19 protein-coding genes are annotated in these 17,388 nt (G+C 71.6%); 8 read left to right on the top strand and 11 right to left on the bottom strand.

Annotated elements, in window-relative coordinates; translation table 11 throughout:
* Window positions 1-2: 2 nt before the first annotated feature.
* Together ACIBU0_RS31970 and ACIBU0_RS31975 are read right to left on the bottom strand one after the other, a co-directional pair.
* On the bottom strand, window positions 3-2,360 hold the full coding sequence (locus ACIBU0_RS31970) for an FHA domain-containing protein (protein WP_398825386.1): 2,358 nt from the start codon (window positions 2,358-2,360) through the stop codon (window positions 3-5).
* A gap of 73 nt (window positions 2,361-2,433) precedes the next feature.
* Window positions 2,434-2,844: a hypothetical protein gene (locus ACIBU0_RS31975; protein ID WP_398825388.1), complete on the bottom strand. Its 411-nt coding sequence runs from the start codon at window positions 2,842-2,844 to the stop codon at window positions 2,434-2,436.
* Window positions 2,845-3,180: 336 nt separating this feature from the next.
* On the opposite strand from ACIBU0_RS31975, the gene ACIBU0_RS31980 reads away from it, so the two are divergent.
* Window positions 3,181-3,564, top strand: coding sequence for a nuclear transport factor 2 family protein (locus ACIBU0_RS31980; protein ID WP_398825390.1), 384 nt, complete (start codon window positions 3,181-3,183; stop codon window positions 3,562-3,564).
* A gap of 82 nt (window positions 3,565-3,646) precedes the next feature.
* A complete protein-coding gene (locus ACIBU0_RS31985; RefSeq protein WP_398825392.1) occupies window positions 3,647-3,934 on the top strand; it encodes a DUF1905 domain-containing protein in 288 nt (95 codons plus the stop codon).
* An 18-nt stretch (window positions 3,935-3,952) separates the two neighbouring features.
* Here ACIBU0_RS31985 and mgrA read toward each other — a convergent pair whose 3' ends face one another.
* Window positions 3,953-4,948 (bottom strand): L-glyceraldehyde 3-phosphate reductase, encoded by a 996-nt coding sequence (gene mgrA, locus ACIBU0_RS31990; protein WP_398825393.1) that lies wholly within the window; start codon window positions 4,946-4,948, stop codon window positions 3,953-3,955.
* Between the two features lie 138 nt (window positions 4,949-5,086).
* Between mgrA and ACIBU0_RS31995 the strand changes: the two genes are divergently transcribed.
* Window positions 5,087-5,995, top strand: coding sequence for a LysR substrate-binding domain-containing protein (locus ACIBU0_RS31995; protein WP_398825395.1), 909 nt, complete (start codon window positions 5,087-5,089; stop codon window positions 5,993-5,995).
* A 25-nt stretch (window positions 5,996-6,020) separates the two neighbouring features.
* Complete coding sequence (locus ACIBU0_RS32000; RefSeq protein WP_398825397.1) at window positions 6,021-6,530, top strand: DUF664 domain-containing protein; 510 nt, start codon at window positions 6,021-6,023, stop codon at window positions 6,528-6,530.
* A 31-nt stretch (window positions 6,531-6,561) separates the two neighbouring features.
* On the opposite strand, the gene ACIBU0_RS32005 is transcribed toward ACIBU0_RS32000, so the two are convergent.
* The gene (locus ACIBU0_RS32005) at window positions 6,562-7,641 is read right to left on the bottom strand and encodes an adenosine deaminase (RefSeq protein ID WP_398825399.1); all 1,080 of its coding nucleotides are present in this window, start codon (window positions 7,639-7,641) and stop codon (window positions 6,562-6,564) included.
* 46 nt (window positions 7,642-7,687) lie between these two features.
* Window positions 7,688-8,089: a VOC family protein gene (locus tag ACIBU0_RS32010; protein WP_398825401.1), complete on the bottom strand. Its 402-nt coding sequence runs from the start codon at window positions 8,087-8,089 to the stop codon at window positions 7,688-7,690.
* A gap of 163 nt (window positions 8,090-8,252) precedes the next feature.
* Here ACIBU0_RS32010 and ACIBU0_RS32015 point away from each other — a divergent pair, with 163 nt between their 5' ends.
* On the top strand, window positions 8,253-8,711 hold the full coding sequence (locus tag ACIBU0_RS32015; RefSeq protein ID WP_398825403.1) for a pyridoxamine 5'-phosphate oxidase family protein: 459 nt from the start codon (window positions 8,253-8,255) through the stop codon (window positions 8,709-8,711).
* 113 nt (window positions 8,712-8,824) lie between these two features.
* On the top strand, window positions 8,825-9,811 hold the full coding sequence (gene sph, locus ACIBU0_RS32020) for a sphingomyelin phosphodiesterase (RefSeq protein WP_398825405.1): 987 nt from the start codon (window positions 8,825-8,827) through the stop codon (window positions 9,809-9,811).
* A 20-nt stretch (window positions 9,812-9,831) separates the two neighbouring features.
* Here sph and ACIBU0_RS32025 read toward each other — a convergent pair whose 3' ends face one another.
* A complete protein-coding gene (locus ACIBU0_RS32025) occupies window positions 9,832-10,737 on the bottom strand; it encodes an aldo/keto reductase (protein WP_398825407.1) in 906 nt (301 codons plus the stop codon).
* Between the two features lie 152 nt (window positions 10,738-10,889).
* On the opposite strand from ACIBU0_RS32025, the gene ACIBU0_RS32030 reads away from it, so the two are divergent.
* Together ACIBU0_RS32030 and ACIBU0_RS32035 are read left to right on the top strand one after the other, a co-directional pair.
* A complete protein-coding gene (locus ACIBU0_RS32030) occupies window positions 10,890-12,710 on the top strand; it encodes a protein kinase (RefSeq protein WP_398825931.1) in 1,821 nt (606 codons plus the stop codon).
* Between the two features lie 538 nt (window positions 12,711-13,248).
* Complete coding sequence (locus ACIBU0_RS32035; RefSeq protein WP_398825409.1) at window positions 13,249-14,571, top strand: cytochrome P450; 1,323 nt, start codon at window positions 13,249-13,251, stop codon at window positions 14,569-14,571.
* Window positions 14,572-14,574: 3 nt separating this feature from the next.
* Here ACIBU0_RS32035 and ACIBU0_RS32040 read toward each other — a convergent pair whose 3' ends face one another.
* The 5 genes from ACIBU0_RS32040 to ACIBU0_RS32060 all read right to left on the bottom strand — a co-directional run bounded on the left by ACIBU0_RS32040 (window position 14,575) and on the right by ACIBU0_RS32060 (window position 17,385).
* The gene (locus ACIBU0_RS32040; RefSeq protein WP_398825411.1) at window positions 14,575-15,174 is read right to left on the bottom strand and encodes a hypothetical protein; all 600 of its coding nucleotides are present in this window, start codon (window positions 15,172-15,174) and stop codon (window positions 14,575-14,577) included.
* Window positions 15,111-15,584 carry a beta-galactosidase gene (locus tag ACIBU0_RS32045; protein WP_398825934.1) on the bottom strand — a complete coding sequence of 158 codons (474 nt, stop codon included), beginning with the start codon at window positions 15,582-15,584 and terminating at the stop codon, window positions 15,111-15,113. The genes ACIBU0_RS32040 and ACIBU0_RS32045 overlap by 64 nt, the downstream gene beginning before the upstream one ends.
* Window positions 15,497-16,024, bottom strand: coding sequence for a beta-galactosidase (locus tag ACIBU0_RS32050; RefSeq protein ID WP_398825413.1), 528 nt, complete (start codon window positions 16,022-16,024; stop codon window positions 15,497-15,499). Before ACIBU0_RS32050 ends, ACIBU0_RS32045 begins: the two co-directional genes overlap by 88 nt.
* Window positions 16,005-16,715, bottom strand: a complete 711-nt coding sequence (locus ACIBU0_RS32055) for a chitinase (protein WP_398825414.1) — start codon at window positions 16,713-16,715, stop codon at window positions 16,005-16,007. The genes ACIBU0_RS32050 and ACIBU0_RS32055 overlap by 20 nt, the downstream gene beginning before the upstream one ends.
* 226 nt (window positions 16,716-16,941) lie before the next feature.
* Window positions 16,942-17,385, bottom strand: a complete 444-nt coding sequence (locus ACIBU0_RS32060) for a MarR family winged helix-turn-helix transcriptional regulator (protein ID WP_398825416.1) — start codon at window positions 17,383-17,385, stop codon at window positions 16,942-16,944.
* Between the last annotated feature and the right edge of the window lie 3 nt (window positions 17,386-17,388).

Consider the following 17,388-nt stretch of genomic DNA (forward strand, 5'->3'; position numbering starts at 1 on the left):
GCCTACTTCCGCATCACGACGGGTTCGTGCCGGCGCAGCAGCCGGGAGACGACGTAGCCGAAGGCCACGGAGAGCACGACCAGCATGGCCACGTTGAGCAGCCACACGCCGGCCGAGTGCTCGAACAGCGGATCGTCGGCGAGGTCGCCGGGCACGATGCGGGCGAGCCCGACGGTGCCGGCCATCGCGCCGAGCGCCCACCGCGAGGGCACCAGCCAGGACAGCTGCTCCAGGCCGGGCACGCCGTGCAGCTTCAGCAGGGCGCCGCAGAAGACGACCTGGACGATGGCGAGCAGCACCAGCAGCGGCATCGTCACCTCCTCCTTGCGCACCAGCGCGGAGACGACCAGGCCGAGCATCATCGCCGTGAAGGCCAGCAGGGCGACGGCGACGGTGATTTCGACAAGGGGCGGCATCAACACGCCTTCGCCGCCGGGGGCGTTGAGATCGACGCCGAGCAGGGCGACCAGGGTCAGCACGATCGCCTGCAGCACGGTGATCGTCCCCAGGACCACCACCTTGGACAGCAGATACGCCGATCTGGACAGGCCTACGGCCCGCTCCCGCTGGTAGATGACGCGTTCCTTGACGAGCTCGCGCACGGCGTTCGCCGCGCCGGTGAGGACGCCGCCGACGCACAGGATCAGCAGCGCGTTCATCGCCGTCTCCTGGGTCAGCCTGCTGCCCGCCAGAGCGCGGGCCATGGCGCCCATCACGAACGGCAGGGCGATCATGATGGCGAGGAAGGTGCGGTCGGCGCTCAGCGCGGTGGCGTAGCGGCGGATCAGTGTGCCGAGCTGGGCGCCGCGGCTGCGCGGCCGGGGCGGCGGGGTGATGACGACCGGGCCGGTGCGGTGCTGCCGGGGCTGTCCGGTCGCGTCGGTGATGTACTGCTGATGGAAGAGCGAGGTCCGGTAGTCGCCCGCCCAGTCGCGGTCCCGGTCGCGTTCGAAGGCCTCGAAGGCCTCCGGCCAGTTCTCGAAACCGAAGAAGAGCAGCGCCTCTTGGGGCGTGCCGTAGTAGGCGATCCGTCCGCCGGGCGCGAGGACGAGGAGCCGGTCGCAGACGTCCAGGCTGAGGACGCTGTGCGTGACGACGATGACGGTACGCCCGTCGTCGGCCAGGCCGCGCAGCATGTGCATCACCGAGCGGTCCATGCCGGGGTCGAGTCCGGAGGTCGGTTCGTCGAGGAACAGCAGCGACGGCTTGGTCAGCAGCTCCAGGGCGACGCTCACCCGCTTGCGCTGCCCGCCCGACAGGCTGTGCACGGGCTGCCCGGCGCGCTGCTCGAGGCCGAGCTCGCGGATGACCTCGTCGACCCGGGTCCGGCGCTCGTCCTTGGCGGTGTCCTGGGGGAAGCGCAGCTCGGCGGCGTAGGACAGGGCGCTGCGGACGGTGAGTTGTGCGTGCAGGATGTCGTCCTGCGGGACCAGGCCGATGCGCTGACGCAGCTCGGCGTAGTCGCGGTAGAGGTCGCGGCCGTCGTAGAGGACGGTGCCGTGGTCGGCGGGGCGCTGCCCGGTCAGGGCGTTCAGGAGCGTGGACTTGCCGGCGCCGCTCGGGCCGACGACGGCGAGCAGGCACTTCTCCCCCACCGGGAAGGAGACGTGGTCGAGCAGCGTCTTGCGCCCGTGGTCGACGGCGACCGCGAGGTCCTGCACCTCCAGGGAGATCTCGCCGGTGTCGACGTACTCCTGCAGCTGGTCCTCGACCAGGCAGAACGCGGAGTGGCCGATGCCGACGATGTCGCCGGGGCCGACGGGTGCGCCGGTGACCCGGCTGCCGTTGAGGTAGGTGCCGTTGTGACTGCCCAGGTCGGCGATCTCGTACGTCCCGTCGGGCAGGGCGCGCAGTTCGGCGTGGTGGCGGGAGACGATCAGATCGTCGATGACCAGGTCGTTGTCGGCGGCGCGGCCGATGCGGACGGTCCGGGCGGGCAGGGGGCGGACGGTGGTGGGACGGCGGAAGGTGCCCGTCAGGCCGGGCCTGGAAACGGACGCGACCGACGAGGGGCGTTCCGGGGCGGCTGCCGGGGCGGGGCGGCGGTCGAGCAGGACCGCGCGGGGCCCGTCGGAGGGGTTGCCGAAGCGGATGACCGTGCCGGGGCCGACGTCCCAGGCGTGGACGCGGTGGCCTTCGGTGTACGTGCCGTTCGTGCTGTGCTCGTCCTCGAGGGTCCAGTGGTCGGCCTCGGGGCGCAGCACCGCGTGGTGCCAGGAGACACGGGCGTCGTCGATGACGATGTCGCTGAGCGGGTCGCGGCCGACGTGGTAGTCGCGGCCCGGGGTCATCACGGTGGAGCCCGACTCGGTCTCCAGGACGAGTACGGGCGCAGTCGGTGCGACCGGTCGCTCCGCCATGCCAGGATTCTATCGATCTGTCCATGTATGCGCCTGCTTGCGCCCAGGGCGGGAGGGCGCTCGCGCCGGCGGGTCAGGCGACGGGGACGACCAGCGCCGGGATGGTCCGCTGCATGCGCAGCGCGTCCACCGACTCGGCGAGCAGCTCGTACTCGGTGGTGTCGTCGCTCACGGCGATCCGCACCAGGTGCCCGGCCGCCAACTCGTCAGCCACCAGCTCCTGTTGGCCGACATCGCCGCACCAGGCGCGCAGCACGGCCGGCACATCGAGCACGGTGTCGGCGACCGGGACGAGCGCGCTCGGTGGGAAGTGCTCCGCGTCGGGCTGCGGATCTAATCGCTCGGCGATCCAGGAAGCCCGGTCGCGTAACCACCACAGGGCGAGGGCCAGGGTGGGCGCCCGATAGGTTCCCAGGGGTACACCGATGCGCCGGCCTCCGCAGACTCCGTATGCGGTGACATGGCACAGGAACTCGTCGTGCATGTGACCTCCCCCGTATTCCCGTGTTCGCCTGCCGGCGGACCTCGCTTTCCGTGCGGCTCGTGAGCGGTGCGTAAGGGCGCCGTCGCCCCATGTGAGGCACCCTCGTAGTGAGTATGTTCACTACTGAAACACTGTCACCACGACTTTCCGGCCAGTCTCCTGGCATATTCACAGCCCGCGTTGGCCGAAATACGCCGCGGAACGTCAAGGCCGTTTTCATTACCCCGGGGGTAATCGAGCTTCCCGACGAGTACGGGCATCGTTGCGGTACCGGGTCGCCGCGACCGGGATCCGGTTCCCACCAGCAGTGACGACCTCATCGGAGGCTGATCGACCATGCCCGCGTCCACCGACCGCTACGAGATCGCCGTCGCCCGCTACTTCGAGGCCTGGAACGCCCGCGAACCCGAGGCACTGGCCCGGGCGGTCGCCACGGCGTGGGCCCCGCTCGGCGGCTACACCGACCCCCTGGCCGACGTGCGCGGGCACGAGGGGATCGCGGCCGTCGTCGCGGCGGCGCACGCTCGGTTCCCCGGCTTCGCCTTCCGCCTGAGCGGCTCCGTCGACGGCCACCACGACACGGCGCGCTTCTCCTGGGAGCTGGTGAGCGAGACCGACGGCGCGGCGCCGGTGGCCGGGTCCGATGTGATCACTCTGGACGCCGAGGGACGGATCGTCTCCGTCCTCGGGTTCCTGGACCGGGTGCCCGCCGCGGCCTGAGCGATGAATTCCGCGCCGCGCGGCGGTCTTGACCGGTGAAAGCAGAAAGGGACGGGAAAGACCGCCGCGAATGGAGGACACCATGACCGCCAGCGGGAAAGTCGATGCGGAATTCACCGCCGTCCTGCGCAAGAGCCCGGGCAAGGGTGGCTGGACGTATGTGGTCTGGCCGGAGTCCGTCGACTTCTTCGGGACCCGCGGGCTGGTCAAGATCCGCGGGACCGTCGACGGACATCCGTTCCAGAGTTCGTTCATGGCCCTCGGGGACGGCACCCACAAGCTCCCCGTCAAGGCCGAGGTGCGCAGGGCGATCGGGAAGCAGGAGGGCGACCGGGTGACCGTTCACCTGGCCGAACGGCTCAGCCCCTGACCGCCCTCACCGAACGGCTCAGCCCTTGATCACGGCGTCGATCCGGGCCAGCTCCTCCGCGTCGAAGTCCAGGTCGCGGGTGGCGGCGACGCTGTCCTCGATCTGCTGCGCGCTGCTCGCGCCGACGAGCGCGGAGGTCACCCGGCCGCCGCGCAGGACCCAGGCCAGCGCCATCTGGGCCAGGGTCTGGCCACGGGACTTGGCGATGTCGTTGAGCTCGCGCAGCCGGCCCACCAGATCCTCGGTGAGCGCGTCCGAGTTCAGGAAGGGGCTGTCACTGGCGGCCCGCGAGTCCTCCGGGATGCCGTCGAGGTAGCGGGCGGTCAGCACGCCCTGCTCCAGCGGGGAGAAGACGATGGAGCCGACCTGGAGCTCGTCCAGGGCGTCGAGGAGGCCCTCGTCCTCGGGGCGACGGTCGAGCATCGAGTAGCGCGGCTGGTGGATGAGCAGCGGGGTGCCCAGCTCGCCGAGGATGCGCGCGGCCTCGCGGGTCTGCTCGGCCGAGTAGTTGGAGACGCCGACGTACAGCGCCTTGCCCTGCTGCACCGCCGAGTGCAGGGCGCCCATCGTCTCCTCCAGGGGCGTGTCCGGGTCGGGACGGTGCGAGTAGAAGATGTCGACGTAGTCCAGACCCATCCGCTTCAGGCTCTGGTCGAGCGAGGACAGCAGGTACTTGCGCGAGCCCCACTCGCCGTACGGTCCGGGCCACATCAGATAGCCAGCCTTGGTGGAGATGATCAGCTCGTCGCGGTACGGCGCGAAGTCCGTCCGCAGTGCCTCGCCGAACGCCGTCTCGGCGGCCCCGGGCGGCGGGCCGTAGTTGTTGGCCAGGTCGAAGTGGGTGACGCCGAGGTCGAACGCGCGGCGCAGGATGGCCCGCTGGGTCTCGACCGTGCGCTCCGCCGGACCGAAGTTGTGCCACAGGCCGAGCGAGATCGCGGGGAGTTTGAGGCCGCTGCGTCCGGTGCGCCGGTAGGGCATGTCCGCGTAGCGGTCGGTGTGTGCGGTGTACAACGCGACTCCAGAGGGGTTGGCACACGAGGGACGGCTCCGAAGAGCCGGATATTCCAGTCGGCACCCACTCTTCCGTGGCCTGCGGGCAGTGGTCCAACAGGTAAATCCGATGGGATTCAGCGGCTACGCTGCTCAATCATGGAACTGCGCCATCTCCAGCACTTCGTGGCGGTCGCCGAGGATCAGCACTTCACCCGGGCGGCCGAACGTCTGATGGTGTCCCAGTCGGGCCTGTCGGCCTCCATCCGGGCACTGGAACGGGAGCTGCAGACCCCGCTGTTCGTGCGCACCACCCGCCGGGTGACCCTCACCCCGGCCGGCCGGGCCCTGCTGTGCGAGGCGGAGCGGATCCTGGCGCAGGTGCGGGCCGCCCATGAGGCGGTGGCGGCGGTGCAGGGCGTGCTGCGCGGGATGCTGGCACTGGGGTCGGAGCAGTGCATCGCCGGGGTGCATGTGGCGGGGCTGCTCGCCGCCTTCCGCCGCCGCCATCCCGACGTGGAGATCTGCCTGCGGCAGGCGGGTGCGGGCGCGCTCGCGGAGGAGGTCGCCGCCGGGCGCCTGGACCTGGCCTTCGCCGTACGGACGGCCGAGGAGGACACCGACCAGCTGCGGGCGGTACCGCTGACCGGCGAGCCGATGACCGTCCTGTGCCATCCGAGCCACCCGCTCGCCGCCGCCGGCGCCGCGGTCACGCCGGAGGAACTGGGCGGGGAGGTGTTCGTCGACTTCCACCCGGACTGGGGGCCGCGCCGCACGACCGACGCCGTGTTCGCCGCGGCGGGCGTACGGCGGTCCGTCGCGCTGGAGGTCAACGACGTGCACAGCCTCCTCGACCTGGTGGACGAGAACCTCGGCGTCGCCGTCGTACCGCGCCACTTCCGGCACAAGCGGCGCTCGCTCACCGCCCTGGCGGTGAAGGGCACCGGTGAGACCGTCTACGAGACGGTCGCCCTGCTGCCGCCCGCGCAGGCCACGAGCCCGGCGGCCCGGGCACTCATGGCGCTGCTGGAAACAGAAGGCGCAGACGTGCGAACGGAAGGCGCGTGACGCACGGGTGCGCGATGGTGGAGCCATGCATGCCAAGGACATCCTCATCGACGGATACAACCGCATCCAGGAAGAAGTCCACGCCGCCGTCGAGGGCCTCGGCCCCGACGACCTGCACGCCCGCCCCTCCGCCGACGCCAACTCCATCGCCTGGCTGGTCTGGCATCTCACCCGCGTCCAGGACGACCACATCGCCGACGCCTTCGACCTCGACCAGGTCTGGCTGACCCAGGACTTCCAGAAGACCTTCGGGCTCGACCTGCCGCGCCACGACACCGGCTACGGCCACAGCGCCGCGAAGGTCGCCAAGGTGCGGGTCGACTCGGGTGACCTGCTCACCCGCTACTACGACGCCGTCCACGCCCAGACCCTCGGCGCGCTGCGGGAGGTGGCCGCCAAGGATCTGGAGCGCATCGTGGACGAGCGCTGGGACCCGCCGGTCACTCTGGGCGTCCGGCTGGTCAGCGTCCTGTCCGACGATCTGCAGCACGTCGGACAGGCCGCCTATGTGCGGGGGCTGCTGCAGAGCTCGTAGCCCCGGCAGAGCTCGTGGCCCCCGGACCGCTTCAGAGCGCGGCCGCGTAACCCGGCAGGACGACGTCCTTGATGAGGGCCTTGCGCTCGTCGAACGGGATGAACGCGCTCTTGACGGCGTTCACCGTGACCGTGCGCAGGTCCTCGACCGTCCAGCCGGCCTGCTCGACCAGCAGCGACATCTCGCGCGTCATCGTCGTCCCCGACACCAGACGGTTGTCGGTGTTGAGGGTGACGCGGAAGCCGAGGTCCTTCAGCGCGGTGATCGGGTGCTCGGCGATCGAGGTGGCCGCGCCGGTCTGCAGGTTGGACGTCGGGCACATCTCCAGCGCGATACGGCGGTCGCGCACCCAGCCGGCCAGGCGGCCGAGCTTGCCGGCGGCCAGGTCCGGGATGTCGTCGGTGATGCGCACGCCGTGGCCGATGCGCTGGGCGCCGCAGACCTGGAGGGCCTGGTGGATGCTGGGCAGGCCGTGCGCCTCACCGGCGTGGATGGTGAACGGGACACTCTCGCGGCGCAGGTGCTCGAAGGCCTCGAGGTGGTCGGCGGGCGGGAAGCCGTCCTCGGCACCGGCGATGTCGAAGCCGACCACACCGGCGTCGCGGAAGGCGACGGCGAGGTCGGCGGCCTCCCGGACGCGGTCGAACATCCGCATGCCGCACAGCAGGGTGCCGACCCGCACGGGCGTCCCGGCGGCGGCCGCCTTGGCCATACCGGCGGCGAGGCCCTCCTGGACGGTCTCCACGACCTCGCTCATCGCCAGCCCGCCCCGGGTGTTCAGCTCGGGGGCGTAGCGCACCTCGCCGTACACGACGCCGTCGGCGGCCAGGTCGAGGACGTACTCCTCGGCGGTGCGCAGCAGGCCCTCGCGGGTCTGCATCACGGCGAGGGTGTGCTCGAAGGTGGCGATGTAGCGCACCAGGTCGCCGGAGTTCGCGGCCTCGAAGTACCAGGCGGCGAGCTCGTCGGGGTCGGTGGTGGGCAGGGTGTGACCGACGGCCTCGGCGAGCTCGACCACGGTGGCGGGGCGCAGGCCGCCGTCGAGGTGGTCGTGCAGGACGGCCTTGGGGAGGCGGCGGATCACAGCGTCGTCTACGCGCGTAGCAGTCATGGCGAGGTCTTTCTTCGAGCGGGCGGTTCGAGCGGCGGGCGGAGGGTCAGCCGGCGGGCGGAGGGTCGGCGGGCTGGAGCAGGTCCCAGCGGTTGCCGTACAGGTCCTGGAAGACGGCGACCGAGCCGTACGGCTCGTGGCGGGGTTCCTCCAGGAAGGTCACGCCCGCGGCGAGCATGCGGGCGTGGTCACGGGCGAAGTCGTCGGTGTGGAGGAAGAACCCGACCCGCCCACCGGTCTGGTCGCCGACCCGGGCCCGCTGCTCGTCACCCTTGGCCCGGGCCAGCAGCAGCGAGGTGCCCTGGTCGCCGGGCTGGACGACGACCCAGCGGGAGCCGTCCGGGCGCGGGGTGTCCTCGACGAGCCGGAAGCCGAGGGCTTCGGTGTAGAAGCGGATCGCCTCGTCGTAGTCGTCGACGACGAGGGTGACCAGGGCGATGCGTCTCATCGGGGCCTTCCGGGAGGTGCGATTGACCGGAGAGGTTATACGTAAAACGTGGCGGGCGCCAGTCGCCTGCGGGAACGGCTCCGCCGGTCCTGGGGCTCAGGCCGCAACCGAGACCGGCCCTGAGCCCGATCCGCCCCCCGACACCCCCGGTACCGTCCCGGCCATGAAGATCACCGAGCAGCCCCGCAGCCCCGGGCGGCGCAAGCGCGATCTCCTGGCCCGCCTGGAGAAGGAGATGGACATCCGGGTGGCCACGGCCGACGCCGAGGGACTGCCCTGCCTGGTCCCGCTCTGGTTCGTGTGGGACGGCGATTCCGTGTGGCTCTCGACCCGGCCGGCCACTGCGACGGGCCGCAACCTGCGCGACGGCGGACGCACCCGGCTAGCGCTCGGGGACACGCTGGACGTCGTACTGATCGACGGTGAAGCGCGGATGTACGGCGCCGACGAGGTACCGGCAGCGGCGGCCGAGGCGTTCCTCGCGAAGACGGGCTGGGATCCACGGGCGGACAGCGAGCCGTACGTCTACTTCCGGGTGCGTCCGCGCGCGGTGCAGGCGCGGAACGGGGAGCACGAGATGCGAGGCCGGCATCTCATGCGGGACGGCGTGTGGGTCGTCTGAGCCGGGCGTACCGCTGCCCGACATTCTTTCCCCGCACGGGAGTTACCTGAGAGTAATCCGTGGTGGTTTGATGTGCGGCGCCACTCAACCCCCCTCACCCTCAGGGAGATCCAGTGACGCTCTTCCCGCCGCGCCGCACCCCGGGCGCAACCGTCCTCGCCCTCACGCTCGCCACCACCGGGCTCGTGGGCGCCGCACCCTCCGCCGCGGCCGCCGACCAGGCACCGCCGCTGCGGGTGCTGTCGTACAACGTGTTCCTTTTCAGCAAGACCCTGTACCCGAACTGGGGTCAGGACCACCGGGCCGCGGAGATCGCCAAGGCGTCCTTCTTCCGCGGGAACGACGTCGTGGTGGTGCAGGAGGCGTTCGACAACGCGTCGTCGGACGCGCTGAAGTCCGCGGTGGCGGGCGAGTATCCGTATCAGACGCCGGTGGTGGGGCGGACCAAGGACGGCTGGGACGCGACGGGCGGTGCGTACTCGGCGACGACGCCCGAGGACGGCGGGGTGATGGTCCTGAGCAAGTGGCCGGTGCTGCGCAAGGAGCAGTACGTGTACAAGGACGCGTGCGGGGCGGACTGGTGGTCCAACAAGGGCTTCGCGTATGTGGTGTTGAACGTGAACGGCACCAAGGTGCATGTCGTCGGCACCCACGCGCAGTCGACGGATCCGGGCTGTGACGCCGGTGAGGCCGCCGCGATGCGCAGCCGGCAGTTCAGGGCGATCGACGCGTTCCTGGACGCCAAGAACATCCCGGCGGGCGAGCAGGTCCTGGTCGCCGGCGACATGAACGTCGACTCGCGCACACCCGAGTACGCCTCGATGCTCGCCGACGGCGGGCTGGTGGGCGCCGACGCGCGCACCGGGCACCCGTACTCCTTCGACACGCAGGACAACTCCATCGCCCATGACCGCTACCCCGACGATCCGCGCGAGGACCTCGACCACGTCCTGCACCGCGCGGGTCACGTCCGTCCGGCGGTCTGGAAGAACGAGGTCGTCAAGGAGCAGTGCGCGCCCTGGACGGTGACGAGCTGGGGCACGGACTACACGTACACGAACCTGTCGGACCACTACCCGGTGACCGGGTACACCGGCTGAGCATCAGGCAGGGGCCCGGCTCAACCGGTGTGCCGGCGCGCCGCGTCGAGCCGGGCCAGCTCGTCCTCGGTGAGGCGGAGCGCGCCCGCGGCCACGTTCTCGACGAGGTGGCCGGGGTTGCCGGTGCCGGGGATGGCGAGGACGTGCGGGCCCTGGTGCAGGGTCCAGGCGATGCGGACCTGGGCGGGGCTCGCGCCGTGCGCCCGGGCGACCGCGAGGACCTCCTCCTCGTGGGCGGCGGTCGCGCCCCGCTCACCGGCCTCACCGGCCACGGCGTAGAACGGCACGAAGGCGATGCCCTGCTCACCGCACAGGCGCAGGAGTTCGTCCGCCTCGGGATCGGGCCGGTCGAGCGCGTACCGGTTCTGCACGCACACGACGGGCGCGATGGCCTGCGCCTGTGCGAGATGCCGTGGCTCCACGGCGGAGATGCCGAGGTGCCGGATCAGGCCCGCCTCGCGCAGCTCGGCCAGCGCGCCGAAGTGCTCGGCGATGGAGTCCTGCCGCATGCGGCGCAGATAGACGACGTCCAGGTGGTCGCGGCCGAGTTGGCGCAGGTTCTCCTCGACATGGCCGCGCAGTTGGTCGGGACGCGCCGAGGTGCCCCACTCCCCGTCGTAGTCGCGGAAGGGGCCGACCTTCGTGGCGATGACCAGGTCGTCCGCGTACGGCGCCAGCGCGCTGTTGATGAGTTCGTTGGCCGAGCGGATGGGGGAGAAGTAGAAGGCGGCCGTGTCGATGTGGTTCACGCCGAGCTCGGTCGCCTTGTGCAGTACGGCGATCGAGCGCTCACGGTCGCTCGGCGTCCCGTGATGGAAGGCGGCGCTGCCGGTCAGCCGCATCGCGCCGAAGCCGACGCGGCGCACGGACAGGTCGCCCAGTTTCCAGGTGCCCGCGGCATCCGCGGTGATCGTCTGCGAGGTCATCGGCGGAGTCTCGCACACGACACGGAACGCGTGCCGTCACCATCGAGGACGGCGGCATTGAGCCATCCCGCGTGACGCGTCGGCTGAAATCATCGAAGCCCTGACCACACGCCCGGGCTGGGTTAGCCTCGTCCTCCCTTGTGAGCGAACTGATGTACGTCGAAAGTCACTTCGGGAGAGCGGTGTCACAACAGCGGCCGGTGCCACCGGACTCAGCGCCGAGTGCGGCTGCCGTGCTGCGGCAGACCGGCGCCTCTCCCCTGCGCGTCGGCGACCCGGCCCGCATCGGCCCCTATGTGCCGCTGGCACTGCTGGGCAGCGGCGGCATGGGACGGGTCTATCTCGCACGTCCCGCCGACGGCAGCACCGATCCGGTCGCGGCGAAGGTGATCAGGCCGGAGTACGCGGACGACGCCGGGTTCCGGCGCCGGTTCGAGCGTGAGGCGTCGGTGCACGCCCGGGTTCGCACGGCGCACACGCCGAGACTGTGCGGCACGGGATTCCAGGACGAACTGCTGTGGATGGCCACCGAGTACCTCCCGGGGCTCGATCTGGCGGACGCCGTACGCGAGGGCGGCGCCCTGGGGATCGCCGCGGTCTGGCGGCTGGTGGCAGACCTGGGGCGGGCGCTTGCCGATCTCGCCGCCGCGGGGATCGTGCACCGGGATCTGAAGCCGTCCAACGTCCTGCTGTCCGTCCGGGGCACTCACGTGATCGACTTCGGTCTGTCGAAGGCCGTGGACGCGAGTGCGCTCACCGGCACCGGCAACCGGGTGGGAACCCCGGCCTACATGTCGCCGGAACACCTCAGAACGGGCATGTGCGACACGGCGTCGGACGTCTTCTCCCTGGCCGGGACGCTGGTCTACGCCGCGACGGGGCGTGCTCCGTTCGGCGACGGCACAGGGGTCGACGTCATGCACCGCGTGGCGTTCGAGGAACCGAATCCGGAATTGATCGCTGAAATATCGGCGGCCGACCCGGCGCTCGGCTCACTGCTGTCCGCCTGCCTGGTGAAGGAGCCCGGGCGGCGGGCCACGCCGCAGGACCTGATCGACGCGGCCGGGGCACACACCGGGACATCCGTCTGGCCCGAGCCACTGCGCGGCAGAGTGCTGGCCCGGCAGCAGGCGTACGAGGCACTGCGCCGCCTCCCCGTCGAACACGCGGCACACCCGGGCTCTCCGCACGACCGGCCGAAGGCGGTGCCGCCGCTGCCGACCGAGCGGGCGAGCGGGTCTGCGGCGGCCGGCTCCGGGCCGCCGGTGGAGGGGACGGGTCCTTCCGCCGGCGGACCGCCGACGCCGTTACGTCCGGGAGTTGCCCGCCCGTGGGCCCGGAAGAGGGGTGCGCTGGCCGTCGCCACGGGCATCACTGTCTGCGCGGTGGCCGCGGGTGTCTTCCTCCTCACCCGTCAGGACGCCCCCTCGACCGCCTCCTCCCCGGAGGCCGGCGCGACGACCGGCGCCACCTTTCCCGCCGGTGCCGCCGCCCCGCCGGCGCCAGGGGCCTCAGACGCGACGTCCGGATCCGGATCCGGATCCGGCAAGAGTGTCGACGGCGCCGCGGTCCCCGAGAGCCACGCCGCACACCCCGGTGTGTCTCCCTCCCCCGGCGCGGGCCCGCCGACGGAAGCTCCTTCCGCTTCCGTTGTCGAGCCCGGCGCTCCCGCCGATGTGTCGTCGTCCCCGAGCGGCGCGCCGCCCGCCGAGCCCACGGCCCCGCCCTGGATCTCCGAGTGCACGCACTACTCCGGCAGCGGGCGTACGCGTCAGGGCGACAGCGGCAAACGCGTACTGCAGGTGCAGTGCATGCTGACGAAGCGCGGATACAGCGTGGGGAGCACCGGCACGGACGGAGACTTCGGCCCCGGAACGGAGGCCGCGGTCCGACTCTTCCAGAGCGACAAGGGGCTGGACGCCGACGGCATCGTGGGCCACGCCACTTGGTCCGCCCTGCGCGGCACCGAGTGACGTCCGCGGCCGCGGGACCGTCGGGGGTCCGGCGGCCAGTGCTTCGTGGGCGGCCGCCGGTCAGCGTGCTTGTACGCCGCGGTGACCTCGACCTCGACGAGCCGGCCCTCGACGGCCGGTGAGGCGACCTCCGTCGTGGCCCGCGCCGGGCGGGCCTTGTCGGCGAGCGGCGGTGGCTTCGGGGCGGGGCTGGACCCGCGTTGATGTACTGGCCCTCGGAGAACGACGCGGTCGGTGCACGCCTGTCGACATCGGTCGGGGCGGCCGGTATGCCGCGGCCCGTACGTCCGGCACCGGCGCGAGGCCCAGGGCGCCCATCGCGGAGTAGAGCACTCCGGCCCCGCCCGCGATCCCGACGGAACGGCAGGAAGTCACGCCGCGGCGAGTCGCTGATGAGGCCGGAGGCCGTTCATGAGCCTCCGTCAGGAGTGTTACGTCGAGGACGCGCGGCGCGCCGTCGTCCGGAACCCGGACGGTGATCGAGTGATGCCGCGCACACCCCCGCTGAGCTGCGCCTGGTGCGTGTTAGCGTCCCGCCGTGATTTTCCCGGCTCTGGACACACGCGCACCCGGCAGCGGAGCGACGGAGGGCGGTCCGGCGGCCGGCTCCGGATCCGCCGACGCCCGCGATTCGCTCGGTCTGCTCGACCTGTTCGGCGATCCCTACGTCCGGGACCCCCACCCCTGGCTGGACCGCCTGCGGTCCGAAGCTCCCGTGCATCACGACCCCGTGACGGGCCTGTGGCTGGTCAGCCGCCACGAGGACATACGCCAGGTGCTGCTGGCCCCGGAGGCCTTCCTTCCGGACAACGCCCAGGACGCCGTCACCCCGCTGCCCGTCCCCGTGTTGCGGATCCTCGTCCGGGCCGGCTTCACCCTGCCGCCCGCGCTCGCCAACAACGGCACCGCAAGCCATGCCGGCCTGCGCCGGGTGGTCACGCGGTTCTTCAACGCGCGGCGTGTCGAGGCCGCCGTACCGGTGATCGAGCGCATCGCCGGTGAACTGCTCGACGGGGTGCGGTCGCAGCTCGACGCGACCGGCGATTGCGACCTGTTCACCTCGTTCGCCCAGATCCTGCCGTGCAGGGTGCTGATGGAGCTGCTCGGCATCCGGGGCGTCGACCCGGCCACGCTCATCCGCTGGAGCGATGCCGCGCTCGAACTGTTCTGGGGCAGGCCCGCCGTCGAACGGCAACTGGAGCTGGCAGAGCCCGTCGCGGCGTTCCATCAGTGGCTCACCGAGACCGTGCGCAGCGGTACGGCTCCCGCCGACTCGTTCATCGGGGCGCTGGCCCGCCACCGCCTGCCGGACGGCAGGCCGCTGGACACCGGGACCGCGGTCGGCGCGTGCTTCTTCGTCTTCGTCGCCGGGCAGTCCACCACCGGGCAGCTCATCGCCACGGTGCTGCTCCGGGCGCTGACCGAGTCCGGCCTGTGGCCGCGTGCGGCCGGGGAAGCCGGACTGGCCGAGGCATGGGTGGAGGAGATCCTGCGGCGCGAACCGCCGGTGACCACCTGGCGGAGAGTCACCGCGCAGGCCACGGAACTGGGCGGGGTGACCCTGCCGGCGGGTGCACAACTTCTGCTGATGCTCATGGGCAGCGGCTCCGACCCGGAGGTCTTCCCGCAGCCGGAACAGATGTGCCCGTACCGGGAGAACATCCGCCACCACCTGGCCTTCGGCGTCGGCCGCCACCGCTGCCCCGGCGCGTCTCTGGCCCGCACGGAGGCGGCGGTGGCCCTTCGGGCGGCGGCCCACGCCCTCCCGGACGTTCTGCCTGCGGCAGAGGCGGTGGAGCCACCGATGCTCGGCCTGTTGTCCTTCAGGGCACCGCTGAAGGTGGCCGTGGAACGGCGGTGAACGTCACGCGAACACGCGTACGTCCCAGGCGCCGAGTTCCAGCTCGGTCCCCGCGGGGACCCCGTCGTCGCCCAGGACGTCGGTCAGCTCCACCGGGGCGACGACTCTGACCGGATCCCAGCTCCAGTTGTGGACGACATGGACACGGCGGCCGTCACCGGAGGTGCCGGTCGTCACGGTCACGGATGCCGGGAGGTCACCCCAGCCGTGGCAGGCGGTGGGTGCAGGCCATGCGGCCGGCGCGCGGGCGGGGGTGCGGCCGGGCACGGTGCCGACGCAGGTGACGCGGCCCGCGCCGTGGCGGCGGGTGGCGGCCGCGGCCCAGCGGCCGAAGAGCGGGTGGTCGTACTCGGCGAGCACTTCGGCGTCGATCACGTTCAGGCACTCGATCCAGTGCGTCCCCGTCGCCGTACCGCCCTCCGGCAGGTCGAGCGGGCCACCCGCCACGTCGGCCAGCCGCCCCGGCGCCGGTTCCAGCCGTGCCCGCGCCTCGCCAGTCGAGGGTCGCGTCGTCGGCGAGGTACAGCGCGCCGGGGCCATCAGGACCGGGTGACGCCGTACGGCCGCCTCCGGCGTCGTGTGGGGCAGCTGCCGGGCATGCACGATCCGTACCTGGCGGCCCGCCTCGAAGGCACCGCGATAGAACGGGTCGAAGATGCGGTGGTACGCCGCCGGGTCCCGGCCGCCCGTCCGGGGTCGCGAGGGGCGGGTACTTCTGCATCAGCCACTTGCTCGGCGTCGAGTAGACCATCGCGAGATCGGCGTCCGGTTCGATCCCGGCCACGAGCGGGCCCGCCTTGTCGAACTCGGCGCCCGGGCGGGCGAGTTCGGCGTACGTACGGCCGGGCCGGGCCGCTGTGCGGAAGGACACCGCTCCAGTAGGTCTCCGCGCCGAAGCGCAAGGTCTGCCACTGCCAGTACTCGATCATCCGCGGACCGCGCGCCACGTGCGCCCAGGCGGCCTGGCGCCACTGGCCGTCGTAGCCGAGGCGGTTGTCCCAGGCGAAGCCGATGGACTGGGCGTTGGTCTCGGTGACGAGGAACGGCTGCTGGCGGGAGGAGAACATCCAGTCGGCGGTCTGGTAGGAGAGTTCGTCGTCGGCCACGCCGGCGTACTCGCGGACGATGCCGGCCTGCCGTGGGCCGACCTGTGGAGCCCGGACGGCAACGCCCCGTACTTCTCGCGCAGGTGGTCCATGAAGCGCTGGAAGACGCCGTGGTGGTGGAAGAGGTGCAGGCCGGGTTGGTTGCCGACCTGCCAGAGAATGATCGCCGGATGGTCGGCGTACCGTTCGACGATCCTGCGGATGACCCGCTCGGCGTGGAAGCGGAAGGCGGGGTGGGTGAAGTCGGCCTCCTGGCGGGCCGGCCACGGCGGCACGGCGTACGTCCGGCAGGGCGTGGGCGACCGGCCGCAGCCGGTCGCCCGGACGTCAGCAGTAGAGGTTGCCACCCGGGGAGACGCCGAGGATCTGCGTGAACCGCTGGTAGGCGTCGACGCGGCTCTGCACCTGGGCCGGGTTCTTGCCGTCGCATTCCAGGGAGCCGTTGATGCTGCGGATGGTCTGGCCGAAGCCGGCGCTGTTGACCATGGCGTTGTGGGGGGTCATGGTGCCGGGGCCGGTCTGGGTGTTCCAGTACCACAGGCCGGTCTTCCAGGCGACGGCCGCTTCGTTCTGCACGCGCCAGGGGTTGTTGAGCAGGTCGATGCCGAGGGCGTCGCCGGCGGCCTTGTAGTTGAAGTTCCAGGACAGCTGGATGGGGCCGCGTCCGTAGTACGCGGCCTGGCCGGCCGGACAGCCGTAGGGCCGGCTCCAGTCGCAGTAGTGGGGGTAGTTGGCCTGGTTCTGCTCGACGATGTGGACCAGGCCGCCGGTCTCGTGGTTGACGTTGGCGAGGAAGGCGGCCGCCTCCTGCTTCTTCACCGTGTCGCTGCCGGTGGTGGCGAAGCCGGGGTAGGCGCTGAGGGCGGCGGTGAGGCCGCTGTAGGTGTAGAAGGAGTTCCGGTTCGGGAACATCTGGTTGAACTGCGACTCGCTCACGACGAAGCCGGCGGCGGACGCGCTCGGTGCCGGCTGGAGCACCAGGGCGGCGCTGCCCAGGACGAGCGAGGACAGGACTGCGGCTGTACGGCGCCTCGACACAGGATCAACTCCTCTGCGGAGCACGGCCGCTCCCGGACAAGGGCAGGGCGGAGCGGAGCCTTGTGCGCACGCGCCGACAGGGTCGGCCACGGCGTTGGGGGCGGCCGTGGTGGGGGGTGTGAAGGCACACTCAACCGCGTTGGTCTGTACCAGTCAAGGGTGTAGACCAGTCAACCCGGCCGGAATACCGAACGATGGGGAACCGGGCGGGTGACCGGACGCGCGGTCAGGTGGCGGTCCTCGCCGCCCCTTCGAGCGCCCCGATCATCCTCTCCAGCAGCCCGCGCAGCATTTCGTCGTCACCGTCGCTCACCACCGGCCACTTGGCGCGAACGTCGCGGCCGATCCGCCGCCAGTAGGTCTCCCCGCGCGGCGTGAGGAAGGCGAGGACGCGACGCCGGTCCAGCGGATCGACGCGCCGGTGCACGAGGTTCTGCTCGACGAGGTGGTCGACCAGCTTGGTGAGCGTCGCCGGCGGCAGGAAGGCCGCTTCGGCGACCGCCGTCATGGAGTGGCCCTCGCCGTCGGCGAGCTGGGCGAGCACCCGCCAGGCGTCGAGCGAGCAGCCGTGCTCGTCGAGGACACCTTGCAGCCTGCGCGCGGCCAGTCGTTCCGCGCGCGTCAGCAGCTGCATCAGGTCCTGGGGCTGACGCGGAGGTGGCGTGGGCATCCT

This window comes from Streptomyces sp. NPDC049627, assembly GCF_044465645.1.
GTDB lineage: Bacteria > Actinomycetota > Actinomycetes > Streptomycetales > Streptomycetaceae > Streptomyces.